The 16,316-nt window shown below is 62.9% G+C and carries 12 protein-coding genes; 4 read left to right on the forward strand and 8 right to left on the reverse strand.

All coding sequences use genetic code 11. From position 1 onward, the window contains the following. Position 1: 1 nt before the first annotated feature. Entirely contained in the window at positions 2-1,360 is a 1,359-nt protein-coding gene (locus N2600_RS33520; RefSeq protein ID WP_170256851.1) for an LLM class flavin-dependent oxidoreductase, read from the reverse strand. A gap of 119 nt (positions 1,361-1,479) precedes the next feature. Here N2600_RS33520 and scpA point away from each other — a divergent pair, with 119 nt between their 5' ends. After that, the gene (gene scpA, locus N2600_RS33525; RefSeq protein ID WP_170256852.1) at positions 1,480-3,618 is read left to right on the forward strand and encodes a methylmalonyl-CoA mutase; all 2,139 of its coding nucleotides are present in this window, start codon (positions 1,480-1,482) and stop codon (positions 3,616-3,618) included. Position 3,619: 1 nt separating this feature from the next. Here the strand turns inward: scpA and N2600_RS33530 are convergent, their stop codons facing one another. Next, positions 3,620-4,780, reverse strand: a complete 1,161-nt coding sequence (locus N2600_RS33530; protein ID WP_170256853.1) for a fumarylacetoacetate hydrolase family protein — start codon at positions 4,778-4,780, stop codon at positions 3,620-3,622. A 360-nt stretch (positions 4,781-5,140) separates the two neighbouring features. Between N2600_RS33530 and N2600_RS33535 the strand changes: the two genes are divergently transcribed. The 3 genes from N2600_RS33535 to N2600_RS33545 are packed head-to-tail and all read left to right on the forward strand — an operon-like array spanning position 5,141 to position 7,688. Then, positions 5,141-6,151, forward strand: coding sequence for a Gfo/Idh/MocA family protein (locus tag N2600_RS33535; protein ID WP_170256854.1), 1,011 nt, complete (start codon positions 5,141-5,143; stop codon positions 6,149-6,151). A gap of 10 nt (positions 6,152-6,161) precedes the next feature. Next, positions 6,162-7,259, forward strand: coding sequence for a Gfo/Idh/MocA family protein (locus N2600_RS33540; RefSeq protein ID WP_170256855.1), 1,098 nt, complete (start codon positions 6,162-6,164; stop codon positions 7,257-7,259). Between the two features lie 18 nt (positions 7,260-7,277). Then, positions 7,278-7,688 (forward strand): VOC family protein, encoded by a 411-nt coding sequence (locus N2600_RS33545; RefSeq protein ID WP_017969260.1) that lies wholly within the window; start codon positions 7,278-7,280, stop codon positions 7,686-7,688. 97 nt (positions 7,689-7,785) lie between these two features. On the opposite strand, the gene atzF is transcribed toward N2600_RS33545, so the two are convergent. The 6 genes from atzF to N2600_RS33575 are packed head-to-tail and all read right to left on the reverse strand — an operon-like array spanning position 7,786 to position 16,261. Next, positions 7,786-9,591, reverse strand: a complete 1,806-nt coding sequence (gene atzF / locus N2600_RS33550) for an allophanate hydrolase (RefSeq protein ID WP_017969259.1) — start codon at positions 9,589-9,591, stop codon at positions 7,786-7,788. Position 9,592: 1 nt separating this feature from the next. Then, positions 9,593-13,132, reverse strand: coding sequence for an urea carboxylase (gene uca, locus N2600_RS33555; RefSeq protein ID WP_260299909.1), 3,540 nt, complete (start codon positions 13,130-13,132; stop codon positions 9,593-9,595). A gap of 3 nt (positions 13,133-13,135) precedes the next feature. Continuing rightward, positions 13,136-13,786 carry an urea amidolyase associated protein UAAP2 gene (locus N2600_RS33560; protein WP_260299910.1) on the reverse strand — a complete coding sequence of 217 codons (651 nt, stop codon included), beginning with the start codon at positions 13,784-13,786 and terminating at the stop codon, positions 13,136-13,138. 11 nt (positions 13,787-13,797) lie between these two features. Beyond that, positions 13,798-14,619, reverse strand: coding sequence for an urea amidolyase associated protein UAAP1 (locus N2600_RS33565; protein WP_260299911.1), 822 nt, complete (start codon positions 14,617-14,619; stop codon positions 13,798-13,800). After that, positions 14,616-15,446, reverse strand: a complete 831-nt coding sequence (locus N2600_RS33570; RefSeq protein ID WP_260299912.1) for an ABC transporter ATP-binding protein — start codon at positions 15,444-15,446, stop codon at positions 14,616-14,618. Before N2600_RS33570 ends, N2600_RS33565 begins: the two co-directional genes overlap by 4 nt. Further along, positions 15,443-16,261 carry an ABC transporter permease gene (locus N2600_RS33575; protein WP_260299913.1) on the reverse strand — a complete coding sequence of 273 codons (819 nt, stop codon included), beginning with the start codon at positions 16,259-16,261 and terminating at the stop codon, positions 15,443-15,445. Before N2600_RS33575 ends, N2600_RS33570 begins: the two co-directional genes overlap by 4 nt. Positions 16,262-16,316: the final 55 nt, after the last annotated feature.

A 16,316-nucleotide genomic window follows, 5' to 3' on the forward strand; every position in this document is an offset into this window, starting at 1 on the left:
ATCAGCGCCGGAACTGGGCGGCGGGATGAGCAGCGGGCAACCTGCCGTTCCCGCCGCCGAAAAGCTTCTGCCGCAAAGGTCCGGCAGCATAGTCCGCCTTGAAGATGCCGCGCTCCTGCAGCACCGGCACGACCAGATCGACGAAATCGCGCAGGCTTTCCGGCGCCACCGTCCGCGCCAGATTGAAGCCGTCGATGCCGCCCTCTTCGATCCATGTCGTGAGATGATCGGCGATCTGCTCAGGTGAGCCGACCACCGGTTTCATCCGGCTGCCGAGTATCATCTGGTCGATGATGTCACGCAGCGTCACCGGCTTCGCTGCCTGTTTTGTGATGGCCGCAAGTGCAGACTGATTGGCGTTGGTCGAGCTCTGGTCGATGACGTCGTCCAATCCATACTTCGAAAAATCGACGCCTGTCGAAGCGGAATAATGCGCAAGCGAGGCCTCGACGCTCGCATGGCGGCGGTACTCCTCTAGCTTGTCCTGGGCTTCCTTCTCCGTCCGCCCGACAACGACGGTGATCAGGCTGAGGATCTTCAATGCGTCGGCGCCACGGCCGAACTCCTTCGCCTTCGCCCGCAGCGCATCGACGGTCGGCCTGGCCACCTTGGGATTCGGCCCGGCAATGAAGACGCATTCGGCGTGGCGGGCGGCGAAATCCTGCCCGCGGGCAGAGGCGCCGGCTTGGAAGAGCAGGGGCGTGCGCTGCGGCGATGGCTCGGAAAGATGGATGCCTTCCATCCGGTAATATTTGCCGTCGTGACGAACAGAGCGCACTTTGGAGGGATCGGCATAGACGCCGGCTGCTTTGTCGCGCACCACCGCATCGTCATCCCAGCTCCCTTCCCAGAGCTTGTAGAGGATCTCGAGATATTCCTCGGCCGCATCGTAGCGCGCATCATGTTCGGGCAGCTTGTCGAAGCCCATGCAGCGGGCGGCACTGTCGAGATAGCCGGTGACGATGTTCCAGCCGATCCGTCCCTTGGTCAGGTGGTCGAGCGTCGACATGCGCCGCGCCAGCAGGAAAGGTGGCTCGTAGGTGGTGTTGACGGTCACGCCGAAACCCAGATGTTTGGTGACATAGGCCATCGCCGAAATCGGGATCAGCGGATCATTGACAGGAAACTGCGCCGCCGTTTCGATCACCGGTGCCGGACTGCCCTTGTAGACATCATAGACACCGACGATATCGGCCAGGAAGATGCCGTCCAGCTTGCCGCGTTCGGCGGTCTTGGCAAACTCGGTCCAGTAGTCGAGATCGGTATACTGCGCTGAGCGGTCGCCCGGATGCGTCCACAGGCCGTGGTTGATATGGCCGACGCAGTTCATGTCGAAGGCATAGATCTGCATGGTCTTCATGAGGCGGGTCCCAAAGCCGGCAATAGAAATCAAGGATTTGCCGCGTTATTATCCCAAGCTGTATCGCACGAAGAGCCTGTGAAATGGTAGGGTGCGGATGAAAGAGCCGGAGGAACCGCATGACGAAGAAGACGCTGTCGGATTGGGCGGAGCTTGCGCAAAAGGAACTGCGCACCTCGCCCGAAACGCTGACCTGGCAGACGCCGGAAGGCATTGCCGTCAAGCCGCTCTATACGGCCGAGGATCTCGACGGCGCCGGGCACCTTGGTTCGCTTCCCGGTTTTGCCCCCTTCACCCGCGGCCCACGGGCGACGATGTATGCCGGCCGGCCTTGGACGATCCGCCAATATGCCGGCTTCTCGACGGCAGAGGAATCGAACGCCTTTTATCGCCGCAATCTGGCGGCCGGCCAGAAGGGCCTGTCGGTCGCCTTCGATCTTGCCACCCACCGCGGCTATGACAGCGACCATCCCCGCGTCGAGGGCGATGTCGGCAAGGCAGGTGTGGCAATCGACAGCGTCGAGGACATGAAGATCCTGTTCGATGGCATTCCGCTCGGCGAAATGTCGGTGTCGATGACCATGAACGGTGCCGTCATCCCGATCCTTGCCGCCTTCATCGTCGCCGGCGAGGAGCAGGGCATTCCACGGGCCGAGCTCTCGGGGACCATTCAGAACGACATCCTCAAGGAGTTCATGGTCCGCAACACCTATATCTATCCGCCCGAACCCTCGATGCGGATCGTTGCCGATATCATCGACTATACCGCTCGCGAGATGCCGAAGTTCAACTCCATCTCGATCTCCGGCTACCACATGCAGGAAGCCGGCGCGACGCTGGTACAGGAACTGGCCTTCACGCTGGCCGACGGCCGCGAATATGTCCGCGCCGCCATCGCCAAAGGCTTGAGCGTCGACGAGTTCGCCGGCCGCGTGTCCTTCTTCTTCGCCATCGGCATGAACTTCTTCATGGAAGCCGCCAAGCTGCGCGCCGCCCGCCTGCTCTGGACGCGGATCATGGAAGGGTTTCATCCGAAGAAACAGTCCTCGCTGATGCTGCGCACCCATTGCCAGACCTCCGGCGTCTCGCTGCAGGAACAGGACCCCTATAACAACATCATCCGCACCGCTTTCGAGGCGATGTCGGCCGTGCTCGGCGGTACGCAGTCGCTGCACACCAACTCCTTCGACGAGGCGATCGCGCTGCCGACGGAATTCTCCTCGCGCATTGCCCGCAATACTCAGTTGATCCTGAGCCACGAAACGGGCGTGACAAAAGTGGTCGATCCCCTGGCGGGCTCCTACTATGTCGAAAGCCTGACGGCCGAGCTTGCCGACAAGGCCTGGGCCTTGATGGAGGAGGTCGAGGCACTGGGCGGCATGACCAAGGCCGTGGCCGATGGCCTGCCGAAACGGCTGATCGAGGAAGCGGCCGCGCGCCGCCAGGCAGCTGTCGACAAGGGCGAGGAGGTCATCGTCGGCGTCAACCGCTACAGGCTCGACAACGAGCAGCCGATCGACATTCTGGAGATCGACAATAGCGCAGTACGCAAAGCGCAAATAAGAAGGATCGAGGAAACCAAGCGGCGGCGCGATGGCGGAGCCGTGCGCGAGGCGCTGGCGGCCCTGGCAGAGATCGCACAGAGCGGCAAGGGCAACCTGCTGGAAGCCGCGATCGCGGCGGCGCGAGCCCGCGCCACGGTCGGCGAGATATCGGATGCGATGCGCACTGCCTTCGGCGATCATGCCGCCATTCCTGAAGTCATCAAAGGCGTCTACGGCGAAGCATATGAAAACGAGCCGGAGCTCGCTGTGTTGAGGACCCGCATGACCGAAGTGACGGAAGCGATGGGTCACCGGCCGAAAATCATGGTCGCCAAGCTCGGTCAGGACGGACACGACCGAGGCGCCAAAGTGATCGCTTCGGCCTTCGGCGATATCGGCTTCGATGTGCTCGCCGGTCCCCTCTTCCAGACACCGGAGGAAGCTGCCGGCGTCGCGCTCAGCGAAAAGGTCAATGTCATCGGCGTCTCGTCGCTGGCGGCCGGTCACAGGACGCTGCTACCGCAGCTGATCGACAGGCTGAGAGAACAGGGCGGTGGTGATATCATCGTCGTCTGCGGCGGCGTCATCCCGCGTCAGGACTATGAATTCCTGCACGAACACGGCGTTGCAGCCGTGTTTGGCCCGGGGACAAACGTTCTCGAGGCGGCAAACTCCGTTCTCGACTTGCTGCAAGGCAGGCGGCGAAACCAGTAGTTTAGAGCAGACCGCGCTTTGCGAGGTTGCTCATCAGCGCCGAAATACCGAAGGTCCAGGGCGGGCATTCGGTGGAGAGCCGAACGGTGTTGACGAGCACGCCGAGCCCTACCGAGGAAATCTCGACGACATCACCGATCTTGTGGGTGAAGCCTTGCTTTGGCGTGTCGCGGTCCTGCGTCGGCGCAAACAGCGTGCCGAGAAAGAGCATGAAACCATCGGGATATTGGTGATGGGCGCCGACCGTCTGCTTGACGAGATCGGTCGGGTCGCGGCTGATCTTTGACATCGAACTCTTGCCGTGCAGCACGAAACCGTCCTGGCCTGACACTTTCAGGTCAAGCTCGGCATTGCGGACGTCATCCAGGCTGTAGCCGGCATCGAACAGGCGGATGAAAGGACCGATCGAGCAGGAGGCGTTGTTGTCCTTGGCCTTGCCGAGCAGCAGTGCCGAGCGGCCCTCGACGTCGCGCAGATTGACGTCGTTGCCGAGCGTCGCCCCCTTGATTTCGCCGCGGCTGTTGACCGCGAGCACGATTTCCGGCTCGGGGTTGTTCCAGGTCGAGATCGGATGCAGGCCGACATCGGCACCCCAACCGACCGAGGAGAGCACCGGCGCCTTGGTGAAGACTTCGGCGTCCGGCCCGATGCCGACCTCGAGATATTGCGACCACATGCCCTCGTCGATCAGCGCCTGCTTGACCTTGGCGGCCTCCGGCGAACCGGCCTTCAGATTGGTGAGGCTGCCGCCGATCAGCGTGCTGACGCGCTCGCGGATCGAGGCGGCTCGTTCCGGACTGCCGGCAGCCTTCTCCTCGATGACTCGCTCGATCATCGACTGGGCGAAAGTGACGCCGCAGGCCTTGACTGCCTGCAGGTCGACGGGTGCAAGGAGATAGGGACGCGCTTCATCCGGCGTTCCCGTACTGTTGGCGGCAATCTGCTCCAGTGAACCGACCGCCTTGCCACTTGCGGCGCGGACGAAGCCGGCGGCATCCGGCCGCTCGAGCAGGGCGCTCAGCGTCGGCGCCTCGCGCGACGTGATGTCGACCAGCACGCCCTCGCGTGATGTCACAATGCTCGGTCCGGCAACCTCGGGATTCCAGACGCGGCCAACGAAAAGACCATCGGAAGCGGCGACATCGAGAAGAGCTTGAGACATGGTGATCTTCCGTCAAGACGAGCGAGAAGCGCTCTTTTGAAAATTGCGGGGTGTTGCCGCCCTCCAACCCGGCGGCGACCAAAATCGATCACATTCATGAAGACGGGGCAAGATGCGTTGGGGACTTTTTCTCGATCGGCTCAAGCGGCGGGCTTCCTCGGGAATCCAATCGCAAAAGCCCTCAAAATAACTATTTAGATACAAAATAACTGTTAAATGTCAAATATTTAAATGCAGGCTGTGACGATTTTGCCCTCCATCTCGCCTTGACAGGAGCCGGCTTTCGTTATCTGTTTTGCCCAACATGGAGGAGGCTGGCATTACCCGGCCACACGAAAATCCCAGGAGGATATTGCAGCGATGTTGAGATTTGCCGTCGTCGGAATCGACCATGGGCACACGTTCGATCACGTGAAGGGATTGCTGGCCGCAGGCGGCGAGTTCGTCGGCTATTGCCCTCAGACCTCGGTGCCGGCATTGCGCGAGGCCTTTGAGAAGACCTATCCTGACGCGCCGCAGATCGACCGGGGAAAGCTGTTCGACGATCTGTCAATCGATGTCATCTGCATTTCCGCAATCCCCCGTGACCGTGCCGGGCTTGCCATCCGCGCGATGAGATCGGGCAAGGACGTGATGACCGACAAGCCCGGCGTGACGACCTTCGCCCAACTCGAGGAGGTCAGGCGCACCGTTGCCGAGACCGGCAAGATCTTCTCGATCTGCTTTTCCGAACGCCACTGCGTGCGCTCCGCCGTCAAGGCCGGCAAGCTCGTTGCCGAAGGCGCGATCGGCAAGGTAATCCAGACGCTCGGTGTCGGTCCACACCGGCTGCAGCTGCCGACCCGACCGGACTGGTTCTTCGACCCGGAAGCCTTCGGTGGCATTATCGTCGATATCGCTTCACACCAGGTCGACCAGTTCCTGTTTTATACCGGCTCGACCACAGGCGAGGTCATCGCGAGCTCGATCGGCAATTTCGGCATGCCCGACAAGCCCGCCTTCGAGGATTTCGGCGAGGTGCTTCTGCGCTCCGACAAGGCGGCGGGTTATGTCCGTGTCGACTGGTTCACGCCGGAGGCGCTGCCGACCTGGGGCGACGGGCGCCTGACCATTCTCGGCACCGAAGGCTATATCGAACTGCGCAAATATATCGACATTACCGGCCGGCCGGGCAAGGATCATCTCTTCCTGGTCAACGGCAAGGAAATGACCCATATCGATTGCAGCGGCGAAAAGCTCGACTATTTCGACGCCTTCACCGCCGACGTCGGCAACCGCACGCAGACGGCGATGACCCAGGATCATGTTTTTGAAGTCTGCCGTCTTTCGCTGGAAGCCCAGACGAAAGCCGCGCGCATCGGCGCTCGCTGAGGAGGATATCATGACCAGGAAATTGCGCGTCGGCGTCATCGGCGCAGGCATCGCTGCGCGGCATCTGGCCGGCTTCGGCTGGAACAAGGAGCTTTTCGAGGTTCCTGTGCTCTGCTCGCTCGACGAGGAACGCGGCAAGGCGCTGTGCGAGGAATACGGCATTGGCGAATATGCGCAGGATGCGGATTCGCTGTTTGCCCGTGACGATCTCGACATCATCGACATTTCGACGCCGCCGAGCTCGCATTTCGAACTCTGCCGCAAGGGCATCGAATCCGGCAAGCATGTGATCTGCGAGAAGCCGCTGTTCGGCTCGATCGCCGAGGTCGACGAGATGGGCCGCATTCTTGCCCGTTACCCCGGCAGAAAGCTGATGCCGATCTTCCAGTACCGCTACGGCTCCGGCCTGCAGAAACTGAAGCTGCTGATCGAGCGCGGCCTTGCCGGCAAGCCGTTCCTGACGACGATCGAGACACATTGGTGGCGCGGCCCGGATTATTACGCCGTGCCGTGGCGCGGCAAATGGGCGAGCGAACTCGGCGGTGGCCTTCTCGGCCACGCCATCCACGCCCATGACATGCTGAACTATGTGCACGGTCCCTGCGCCGAGGTGTTTTCCTATGGGGCGACGCTGGTCAATCCGATCGAGGTCGAGGATACGGCAGCCCTTTCGGTGAAGATGCAGAATGGCTCGCTGGCGACGCTGTCGATGACGCTGGGTTCGCGCAAGGAGATCTCGCGGCTGCGCTTCTGCTTCAACGACCTCGTCGCCGAAAGCATCATCGAACCCTATACGATGGGCCGTGACCCGTGGACGTTCGTCGCCGGGACCGAGGAACATCAGGCGCGGATCGATGAAGCGCTCGCCGCCTACGTGCCTGGCGAGGATGGCTACACCCGTCAGTTCGAGCTCTTCCACAAGGCGATCGTCGAGGACACCGACCCACCGGTGACATTACAGGATGCCCGCAATTCTTTGGAACTGGTAACGGCCGCCTATTTCTCGCAGCGAACCGGACAACCGACGCCGATGCCGATCGCCGCCGATCATCCGCTCTATCGCTCCTGGCTTCCGGCAGGGGAATGGCGTGCTGCGGCCACCGTCTGAATCGGGAAGGGCTCTCGCATGCTGAAATCCTTCGAGCATGTCGGCATGACCGTCAGCGACATGGACCGCACCGTCGATTTCTACTGTGGCCTGCTCGGCCTCAGCCTCGTGCTGCGCAAGACGATGGCGAATGGCGTGCAGGTCGCGTTCCTCGATGCAGGCGGCGGCATGCTCGAGGTCTTTGCGCCGCCCGGCGGCGCGTCGAGGGCGGTCGATGTGCCTGAAGATACGGCCGGCATCCGGCACCTCACCTTCCATTTCGACGATGTCGAAGAGACCTTCGCCCGCCTTGAACAGGCTGGCGTCGAGATCAAGGAGCGGCCGCGCTTTGCCGTCCACTCCGAGATGCTGAACAAGATCGCTTTCGTTCGCGATCCTGACGGCATCATCGTCGAACTTGCCGAACGCTCTCAGAGCCGCCAAGGCTGACACAGGTGCTGCCGATCGCTTCGCTGCGGGCGGTCAGACCGTCCCGCAGCAGATCGATCAGGCGCCGGATGAGCTTTGGTGCCATGCAAGGCTTCCCTCAGCTCGCCAGCTTGGCGCTGATATAGTTGCGCCAGCCGCCAAATGCGGTGATTTCCTCGGCACCTTTCACTGCATGGGCCTCGCAGACGAAGCCGGAGACGCTGGAACCGTCTTCGAGCGTCAGCTTACCGATGCCGAGGGGTGCCGGAATTTTCTGGACGAACCTGCCGAAAGCATCGGCCGGCAGTGCCCAGACCTCGACCTCCAGCCCCTGACCCTTATGGCCGGGTTCGCGCAGCAGCCCCGGTTTCGCTGGTGTGGTATTGGGCAGAACGAACAGGCGATAGTCGCCTGATGTGCGGCAGGTCTTGACCAGACGCCCGCCGGCGCCTGCCAGTTCGTGATTGAGCGGCATGCCGGTCAGATGCGCACCGACGACTGCGATTTCGATGAAACCGTTATCGCCAGGTGCAACACGGCTCGCCTCGGGTATCCCCGCCTGCCGGTCGATCCCCATGCCGGAACCTGCTGCGCGGTGCAGCGCATCGGCAAGCGGCGCCAGCGCATCGTCGGTGAAGGCAGGTGCGATGACGGTGACACCGCCCGGCAGCCCACCTTTGCCGAAGCCGGCCGGAACGGCGATCGCTGCGCAATCGAGCAGGTTGACGAAATTGGTGTAGCGGCCGAGGCGGCCGTTGAGCACGACGGGATTGGCCAGCATGTCTGCTACGGTGTAGCTGGTCGGTGCGGTCGGAAGCAGAAGCACGTCGGCCTTTTCCCATTCGGCCTCGGTCTTGCGACGCAATTCTTCCAGCCGGTATCGGCCGTTGAAAGCCTCGACCGCGGTCTTGCCCTTGGCGCCTTCGATAATCCCCCTGACCGTCGGGTCGAAATCGGCTGCGTTCGTGGCGAGGAAGGTCTCGACCGCCGCCAGACGTTCGGCGACCCACGGCCCGTCATAGAGAAGGGCCGCCGCCTCGCGGAATGGCGCGTAATCGAAAGGCACGATGGTCGCTCCGAGCCCTCTGGCTCGGTCGATTGCCTGGTCGTAGAGCGCCTCCACCTCCTTGTCGCCGAAGAATTCCCGCTCGGCATCGGTGAGAACGCCGATGCGCAAGCCCGATACCGGCAGGTTCGCCGGCATGGCGCGACGCGAGAAAGCATCGGCGGCATCGAACCCTTCGGCGACCTTGCGGATCGTAACGCCGTCGCCGACGGTCGCGGCGAAGATCGTAATGCAGTCGACGCTCTTGCAGGCCGGTATGGCGCCGGTATTCGGCAAGAGACCCGGCGTCGGCTTGATGCCGACCAGATTGTTGAAGGCGGCCGGCACGCGGCCGGAGCCCGCCGTATCGGTGCCGAGCGCGAAGGCGGCGAGGCCGGAAGCCACCGTGACCGCCGATCCAGAGCTCGAGCCGCCGGAGACATAGGCCGCATCGAAGACCGAACGCGGCGCGCCATAGGGCGAGCGCGTGCCGTTGAGGCCGGTCGCGAACTGGTCGAGATTGGTCTTGCCGATGATGATGGCGCCGGCCGCCTTCAAGCGGGCAACGACGGTGGAGTCCGCTTCCGGCCGATACGCATAGGCCGGGCAGGCAGCAGTCGTCGGCAGGCCGGCGGCATCGATATTGTCTTTCACGGCAAAGGGAATGCCCCAGAGCGGCAGGCTGTTTGCCTCAGGCGCGCGTGCCATTAAGGCTTTCGCGGCGGCCCGCAGGTCGTCATCCGGCACAGGGGTGATGAAGATTGCCGGATCTCTCGAGGCGGCACGCCGCGCGATCACCTCTTCGATGGCGTCGAGCGGCGTCAGGCCGGATTGATAGGCGGCGCGAAGGCTTGAGAGATCGAGGATGGTCGGCAGCATGTCAGCATTCCTCCAGAACGACGATGATATCGCCGGCTTTGACGTTTCTCCCCGGCCCGGCGCGCAGGTCGCGGACGCGGCCTGCCGCATGGGCGGTGACGTTGATTTCCATTTTCATCGATTCGATGATGGCAAGTGTATCGCCGGCCGCAACCGGGGAGCCCGGCTCGACCAGAAGTTTCCAGATATTGCCGGGCACGGCGCTGGCAACCCCGAAGCAACCGTCGGGAATATCCCCATCGGGACTTTCGCCCGTGCCTTCGTCGGTGACGAAGCTGTCGAGCCCGGCTTCCTTCCAGCGCTGGCGCTCAGTATCGAAGGCGGCCTGCTGGGTTGCCTTGAAGCGGCCGATCGACGCCGAATTCGCCTGCAACTCCTTCTCATAGGCGGCGTAGGAGAATTCCGTCTCCTCGATCCGGATCGGATAACCGCCATGCGGGAAGGCGGCGCGCGCCTCCGTCAACTCCTGATTGCTGACCGGGAAGAAGCGGATCTGGTCGAAGAAATTCAGCAGCCAAGGTTTTCCCTTGGCAAAGACCGGCGTCTCCCGCCAAGTGTTCCAGACCTGGATGGTGCGGCCAAAGAGCTGGTAGCCACCCGGTCCTTCCATGCCGTAAATGCACATATAGGCGCCGCCGATGCCGACGGCGTTCTCAGGCGTCCAGGTGCGGGCGGGATTATACTTCGTCGTGACGAGACGGTGGCGCGGATCGGTCGGGGTCGCAACCGGCGCACCGAGATAAACATCGCCGAGACCGAGCACGAGGTAGCTGGCATCGAAGACGATATCGCGGACAGCCTGTTCGTCGGGAAGACCGTTGATGCGGCGGATGAACTCGATATTCGATGGGCACCAGGGCGCGTTGGGGCGCACGAGCTCCTGATATTTGCGCATGGCAAGCTCCGCATCCGGATCGTTCCAGGAAAGCGGCAGATGCACGATGCGGCTCGGCACCGTGACCTCCTGGGCTGCCGGAAGCGTCGCCTCGATCTCGCAGAGCAGCCCCAGCAGGCGCCGGCGCGTCAGCTGCGTGCCATCATAATGGATCTGCAGCGAGCGAATACCGGGGGTGAGGTCGACGACGCCGGGGAGGCGGGCCTCCACGACCGCCTGCATCAGCAGATGCACCCGCAGTCGGAGCGCGATATCAAGCGTCATCGGCCCATATTCGACGAGCAGGTTGTCGTCGCCCTGGCGGCGATAGACGACTGAAACCGGGCCATCCTCGCTGATGCCGAGGACCGGCGAGCCTGTTTCTTCCGCGACCCGCCGCACCGCCGGGCCGGCGATCGGGTCTTCCGGCCGCACGACTGCATGAAAACGGATGCGGTCGCCGGGCTTGAACTGGCCCATCTTCCACTGCTCGTCGCGGGCGATCACCGCCGGGCAGACGAAGCCGCCAAGGCTTGGACCGTCGGGACCGAGAATGATTGGCATGTCGCCGGTGAAATCGATCGCCCCGATCGCATAGGCATTATCGTGCAGGTTGGAGGGGTGCAGCCCCGCCTCGCCGCCATCGTGGCGCGCCCAGACCGGGGCAGGGCCGATGAGGCGAACGCCGGTGCGGGCGCTGTTGAAATGCACCTCGTAGGCCGTCGAAAACAGCGTCTCGATATCGCTGTCCACGAAGAAATCGGGCGCGCCGTGCGGGCCGTAGAGCACGCCGACATCCCATTCGCGCGTCAAGGCGGCCGGCTCCGTCGCGGGTATCACCGGTTCGGCCGGCACTTGGCGGGCAAAATGCAGCACGTGCCCTGTTTTCAGCGTACCGGTAGCGTTGCCGCCGAACTGACCAAGACCGAAAGTCGCCCGCGAGCCGAGCACGACGGGTGCTGCAAAACCGCCGGCGACGGCGAGATAGGCGCGCTGTCCTGGTCCTTCGATCGTACCAATCGACAGAACCTGACCGGCACGGATCAGTACTGGCGCATCATGCGGCAACTTTATGCCGTCGCATGTCATCGCCATCCGGGCGCCAGCAAGCGCGATCGTCTGGTCGGCATAAAACCGCAATGTCGGGCCGGAAACCGTCAGTTCGAGTGCAGCCGTCCCGTCGGCATTGCCGACGAGTCGGTTGGCATGGCGGAAGGAGCGTTCGTCCATCGGACCGCTTGGCGGCACGCCGACATGCCAGAGGCCGAGCCGGCCCGGTAGTTCCTGAATGCTTGACTGCGCGCCGGGCGCGAGAACCTCGACGACATCGGGAACGAAGGCGATGTCGCGTAGCGCCGTCGTCTTAACCTTGGCGCCCGCCAGCAATTCGGAAGCGGCGATCGTTCTCAAATAATCAAGATTGGTCTCGATGCCTGATATCGCCGTTTCGGCGAGTGCTGCCTTCAGTTTTTCGATCGCCGCGGGGCGGTCTTCCGCCGCCACGATCAGCTTGGCAAGCATCGGATCATAGAAGGGCGTGACCTCGGTTCCCGTCTCGATCCAGCCGTCGACGCGGGCGCTTTCCGGAAAAATGACTTCGGTCAAAAGGCCGGCACTCGGGCGGAAATCGGCGTGCGGCATCTCGGCATAAATCCGCATCTCGATCGCCGCACCTTTCGGCGTCAGGGTCTTAGCACCCGAGAGCACGTCTTCGCCGGCCGCCTGCCGGATCATCCATTCGACGAGGTCGATGCCGAAGACGGCTTCCGTGACGGGGTGTTCGACCTGCAGGCGGGTATTGACCTCAAGGAAATAGAATTCCTCACGCTGGGGATCATAGATGAATTCGACGGTGCCCGCCGATTCATAGGAGACCGAGCTCCCCAAATCGATCGCCGCCTTGTGCAGCCGCGCCCGTATCTCCGCGGAAAGGCCAGGTGCAGGGGTTTCCTCGACGACCTTCTGGTTCCGCCGCTGCAGCGAGCAGTCGCGTTCGCCGAGCGCAATCACGCGACCCTTGCCGTCGCCGAAGATCTGCACCTCGACATGGCGGGCTTCGGCAACGAAGCGCTCGATATAGACACGCGCATCGCCGAAGCTGGCCCGCGCCGTCCGCTGCACGCTTTCGAAAGAGGCCTTGAGGCCTGCTGTATCGGCGCAGAGCTGCATGCCGATGCCGCCGCCGCCAGCCGTGCTCTTCAGCATGACGGGATAGCCGACGGTTTCTGCGGCTGAAAGCGCCTCTTCGAGGCTCTGCAAGAGATCGGTGCCGGGCAGCAGCGGCACGCCGCTGGCTTTCGCCAGCTCGCGGGCCGTATGCTTCAGGCCGAAGGCCGACAGATGTTCCGGCCGCGGGCCGATGAACGCGATACCTTCGGCGGCGAGCCGCTCGGCAAAGCCGATATTCTCCGACAGGAAGCCATAGCCCGGATGCACGGCCTGGGCTCCCGTCGCCTTGCAGGCAGCGATGACGGCATCGACGTTGAGATAACTCTCGGCGGCCGGCGCCGGGCCGAGGCGCACGGCCTCGTCGGCGGTCAGCGCCGGTTTCGAGAACCGATCGGCATCGGAATAGACGGCGACCGAGGCGATGCCTATCCTCTTCAATGTGCGGATGACTCGGACGGCGATTTCGCCGCGATTGGCGATCAGGACCTTGGTGAACATCGATCAGTCCTCGCCGTCCCAGATAAGCACCCGAATCGGCGTCGGATCGAAACCGTTGCAGGGATTGTTGATCTGCGGGCAGTTGGAGATGACGCAGAGCACGTCCATGTCAGCCACCAGCTCGACATAGTCGCGGGGCGCGGATATGCCGTCGACGATGGTCATCTCGCCGTTCGGCTTGATTGGCACATTCATGAAGAAATTGATGTTCGGCACGATGTCGCGCTTGCCCATGCCATGTTTGGTCACCTCGATCACGAAATTGTCGCGACAGGCATGCAGGTATTTCGTGCCGTGGCCGAAGCGCACGGTATTGCTCTCGCAGGAGCAGGCGCCTGCCGATGTATCGTGGCGGCCGCAGCTGTCGGCCGTCATGACAAGCATGACGTTGCCTTCGTTCGAGATGATCTTCGTGCCGGTGCCGACATAGGCGCCACCCTGCGCCCGCATTGTATCCTGGTTGGAATAACGCTCGGCAAAATCATCGGCGCGATAAAACAGCGTGTCGATCGCCTGCTGGCCGTAGCTATCCTCGATGCGGATCGTCTGGCCCTTGCGGACGATGCCGGACCATGGCGCTTCGGCCGGAATGAAATGATCCTGCACGGCGTTTTCGAGGCTGCGCGAAGCTGAAGTCTTAATGAAGTCGGTCATCGTATTCTCCCTCAAGCCAGCATCGAGGCGTTGTTCTCAAAGCCGCGCAGGGCTTCGGCACTCGCCGTGCGCGAGAGGTCGTCGGCTGCGGGTGCGGGCGCGCGAAAGCGCGTGACGATGACCGGCTTCGGCGCATAGACCGGATCGGGATCGAGTGGATGCGGGCAATTCGAGAAGCCGACGATCATGTCCATTTCGGCGCGCAGTTCGGCATAATCGCCGCTGTTGGAAAGCTTGCCGCGCCAGTGGAAACCGCCGTCATCATCGACGCGGACGGGCGCGAAAAGATTGAGAATCGCCGGGATGTCGCGCCTGGTGAGACCAAGCTTGCCGGCGACGAGCACGAGATTGTCGCGGGTATTGCGGGTCTTGATGCCGGGATATCTTGCAGCGTTCGACGCTGCCGTCGAGCCGCCCATCAGGCAGTCATGCGCGCCGGAACTATCCTCGATCAGCGAAAACATCACCCGGCCCATATCCGAGAAGATGACGCGGCCCTTGCCGAGGGCGGTCGTCCACTGCACCTTGACCGTATCGACGAGATTGAGCCGTTCGCTGGTATCAGTGGCGTTCCAGGCAACGAGCGCCACAGTCGATCCGCCTTCATTCTGGTCAATGCGGAGCGCCTCGCCGCGCTTGACCGCAGTCGACCAGTACCAGCCGCCGGGGATGGTTTCCTGATGGATGATCGTAGCCGCGTCGATCGCGGGAGCGGGCAGGGGGCTCGGCGCCGGCAGGGCCTTCGGGGCAAATTCCAGCCCCTTCTTCTGATGTTCCTCGTAACGCTTCCGGTTGGCTGCGATCTCTTCGGGCGAACGCCTGACATGCATCATGGTTTTTCTCCTGACGGACTGGAAGCCGGGTCGTCCCGGCGAAGGCCCAGAGAAACGACCGGGCCGTCCCGGTCGGGGCTGAAGATGGAGGGCGCGCCGGCAAGCCTGGGCGGCCAAATCGAAATGTCCTTGGTGATCGTCGCGCCGTAGCGCTCCTTTTCCTCGGGGCGGTCACGCTTGCGCTCGAAGGCGACGACGCGCGTCGCCAGCGTGAAGGCCTCGCGCATGTCGTGCGTCACCATGACGACGGTCATCTGTGTTTCGTGCCAGAGGCGCTTCATCAACGTGTGGATTTCGGCGCGAATGCCGGGGTCGAGCGCGCCGAAGGGCTCATCGAGCAACAGCACCTTCGGCTTCATGATCAGGGCCTGTGCCAGCGCCAGGCGCTGCTGCATGCCGCCTGATAGTTGCGCCGGATATTTGTCCTCGGCGCCGGAAAGGCCGACTTCTGCAATCAGCCGCCGGGCTTCGTCGATGGCGTTTCGACGGGCAGCGCCGAAAAGCTTGGCCTTGTAGCGGGACGCCGAGAGTTCCCGCCCAAGCAGCACATTGCCGAGGACAGTCAGATGCGGGAAGACGGAATAGCGCTGGAAGACGACGCCGCGATCCGGCCCCGGCTCCTGCGGCAGGGCTTCGCCGTCAAGCAGGATTGTCCCTCGCGTCGGCCGCTCCTGGCCGAGCAGCATGCGCAGGAACGTCGACTTGCCGCAGCCGGACGGGCCGACAAGGGCGACGAAGGCGCGGGCGGCGACGGTCAGCGACACCTCTTCGAGGACGATCTGGTCGCCATATTCTTTCCAGACCTTTTCGATCACCAACTCGCTCATGCCTGCTTCTCCAGCTCAGACCAGGGAAAGACGGCGATACGGATACGATCGAAGATATAATTCATGACTACGGCGAGCAGCGTGATCCAGACGACATAGGGAAAGATGATGTCCATCGAGAGATAGCGGCGGACGAGGAAGATGCGGTAGCCGAGACCGGAATCCGACGAGATCGCCTCGGCTGCAATCAGGAATAGCCAGGCCGGACCGAGCTGAAGCCGGAGGCAGGTGATCAGCCGTGGCAGGATCTGCGGCAGCACGACACGAAGGCCGATCTGCCAGGAGGAGCCGCCGAGCGTTTCAGCCTTGACGATCTGTTCGCGCGGCAGTTCCAGCGCCTTCAGCGCGAGGTCGCGGATCATCGTCGGCGCAACGCCGATGACGATCAGCGCGATCTTCGAGGCTTCTCCGAGCCCCATGGCGATGAAGAGGATCGGCAGCAGCGCCAGCGGCGGCACCATCGAGATGACGGCGACGAAGGGGGAGAGCAGGGCTCTGAGGTAGGGGAGCATGCCGATCAGCATGCCAATGATCAGTGCCGCAAGGGTCGAGATACCGAGGCCGGCCAACAGCCGGATCAGGCTCGCCCCCGTATCGGACCAGAGCAGATATTGTCCGGTGCGCGGATCGGCGATGAAGGCCAGGCGGTCGATCGCATCGGCAAAACCGGCAAGACCGGGTAGCAGCTTGTCGTTGGCGTTTTCCGCCAGCCGTGCGGCCGAGCCGACCGTGTAGGCAACGATCAGCAGCACGAAGGGCAGCAGCGTCAAGGCAAGCTGCGCGCCCCGGCTCGGCCTCGTGTTGATCCAGCGCATGAGGAAAGCTCCGCTGATGAAGGTTGGGCGGCGCGGTCAAAGCTGCGCCGCTGCT

The sequence above is a fragment of the Rhizobium sp. WSM1274 genome (assembly GCF_025200775.1).
Classification (GTDB): Bacteria; Pseudomonadota; Alphaproteobacteria; order Rhizobiales; family Rhizobiaceae; genus Rhizobium; species Rhizobium leguminosarum_I.

Excerpts from the sequence above, each read along its gene's own strand:
- N2600_RS33560 (WP_260299910.1), bottom strand. The coding sequence starts at position 13,786 with ATGACCGACTTCATTAAGACTTCAGCTTCGCGCAGCCTCGAAAACGCC.
- N2600_RS33520 (WP_170256851.1), bottom strand. The coding sequence starts at position 1,360 with ATGAAGACCATGCAGATCTATGCCTTCGACATGAACTGCGTCGGCCAT.
- N2600_RS33575 (WP_260299913.1), bottom strand. The coding sequence starts at position 16,261 with ATGCGCTGGATCAACACGAGGCCGAGCCGGGGCGCGCAGCTTGCCTTG.
- N2600_RS33545 (WP_017969260.1), top strand. The coding sequence starts at position 7,278 with ATGCTGAAATCCTTCGAGCATGTCGGCATGACCGTCAGCGACATGGAC.
- uca (WP_260299909.1), bottom strand. The coding sequence starts at position 13,132 with ATGTTCACCAAGGTCCTGATCGCCAATCGCGGCGAAATCGCCGTCCGA.
- N2600_RS33565 (WP_260299911.1), bottom strand. The coding sequence starts at position 14,619 with ATGATGCATGTCAGGCGTTCGCCCGAAGAGATCGCAGCCAACCGGAAG.
- N2600_RS33570 (WP_260299912.1), bottom strand. The coding sequence starts at position 15,446 with ATGAGCGAGTTGGTGATCGAAAAGGTCTGGAAAGAATATGGCGACCAG.
- scpA (WP_170256852.1), top strand. The coding sequence starts at position 1,480 with ATGACGAAGAAGACGCTGTCGGATTGGGCGGAGCTTGCGCAAAAGGAA.
- N2600_RS33530 (WP_170256853.1), bottom strand. The coding sequence starts at position 4,780 with ATGTCTCAAGCTCTTCTCGATGTCGCCGCTTCCGATGGTCTTTTCGTT.
- N2600_RS33540 (WP_170256855.1), top strand. The coding sequence starts at position 6,162 with ATGACCAGGAAATTGCGCGTCGGCGTCATCGGCGCAGGCATCGCTGCG.
- N2600_RS33535 (WP_170256854.1), top strand. The coding sequence starts at position 5,141 with ATGTTGAGATTTGCCGTCGTCGGAATCGACCATGGGCACACGTTCGAT.
- atzF (WP_017969259.1), bottom strand. The coding sequence starts at position 9,591 with ATGCTGCCGACCATCCTCGATCTCTCAAGCCTTCGCGCCGCCTATCAA.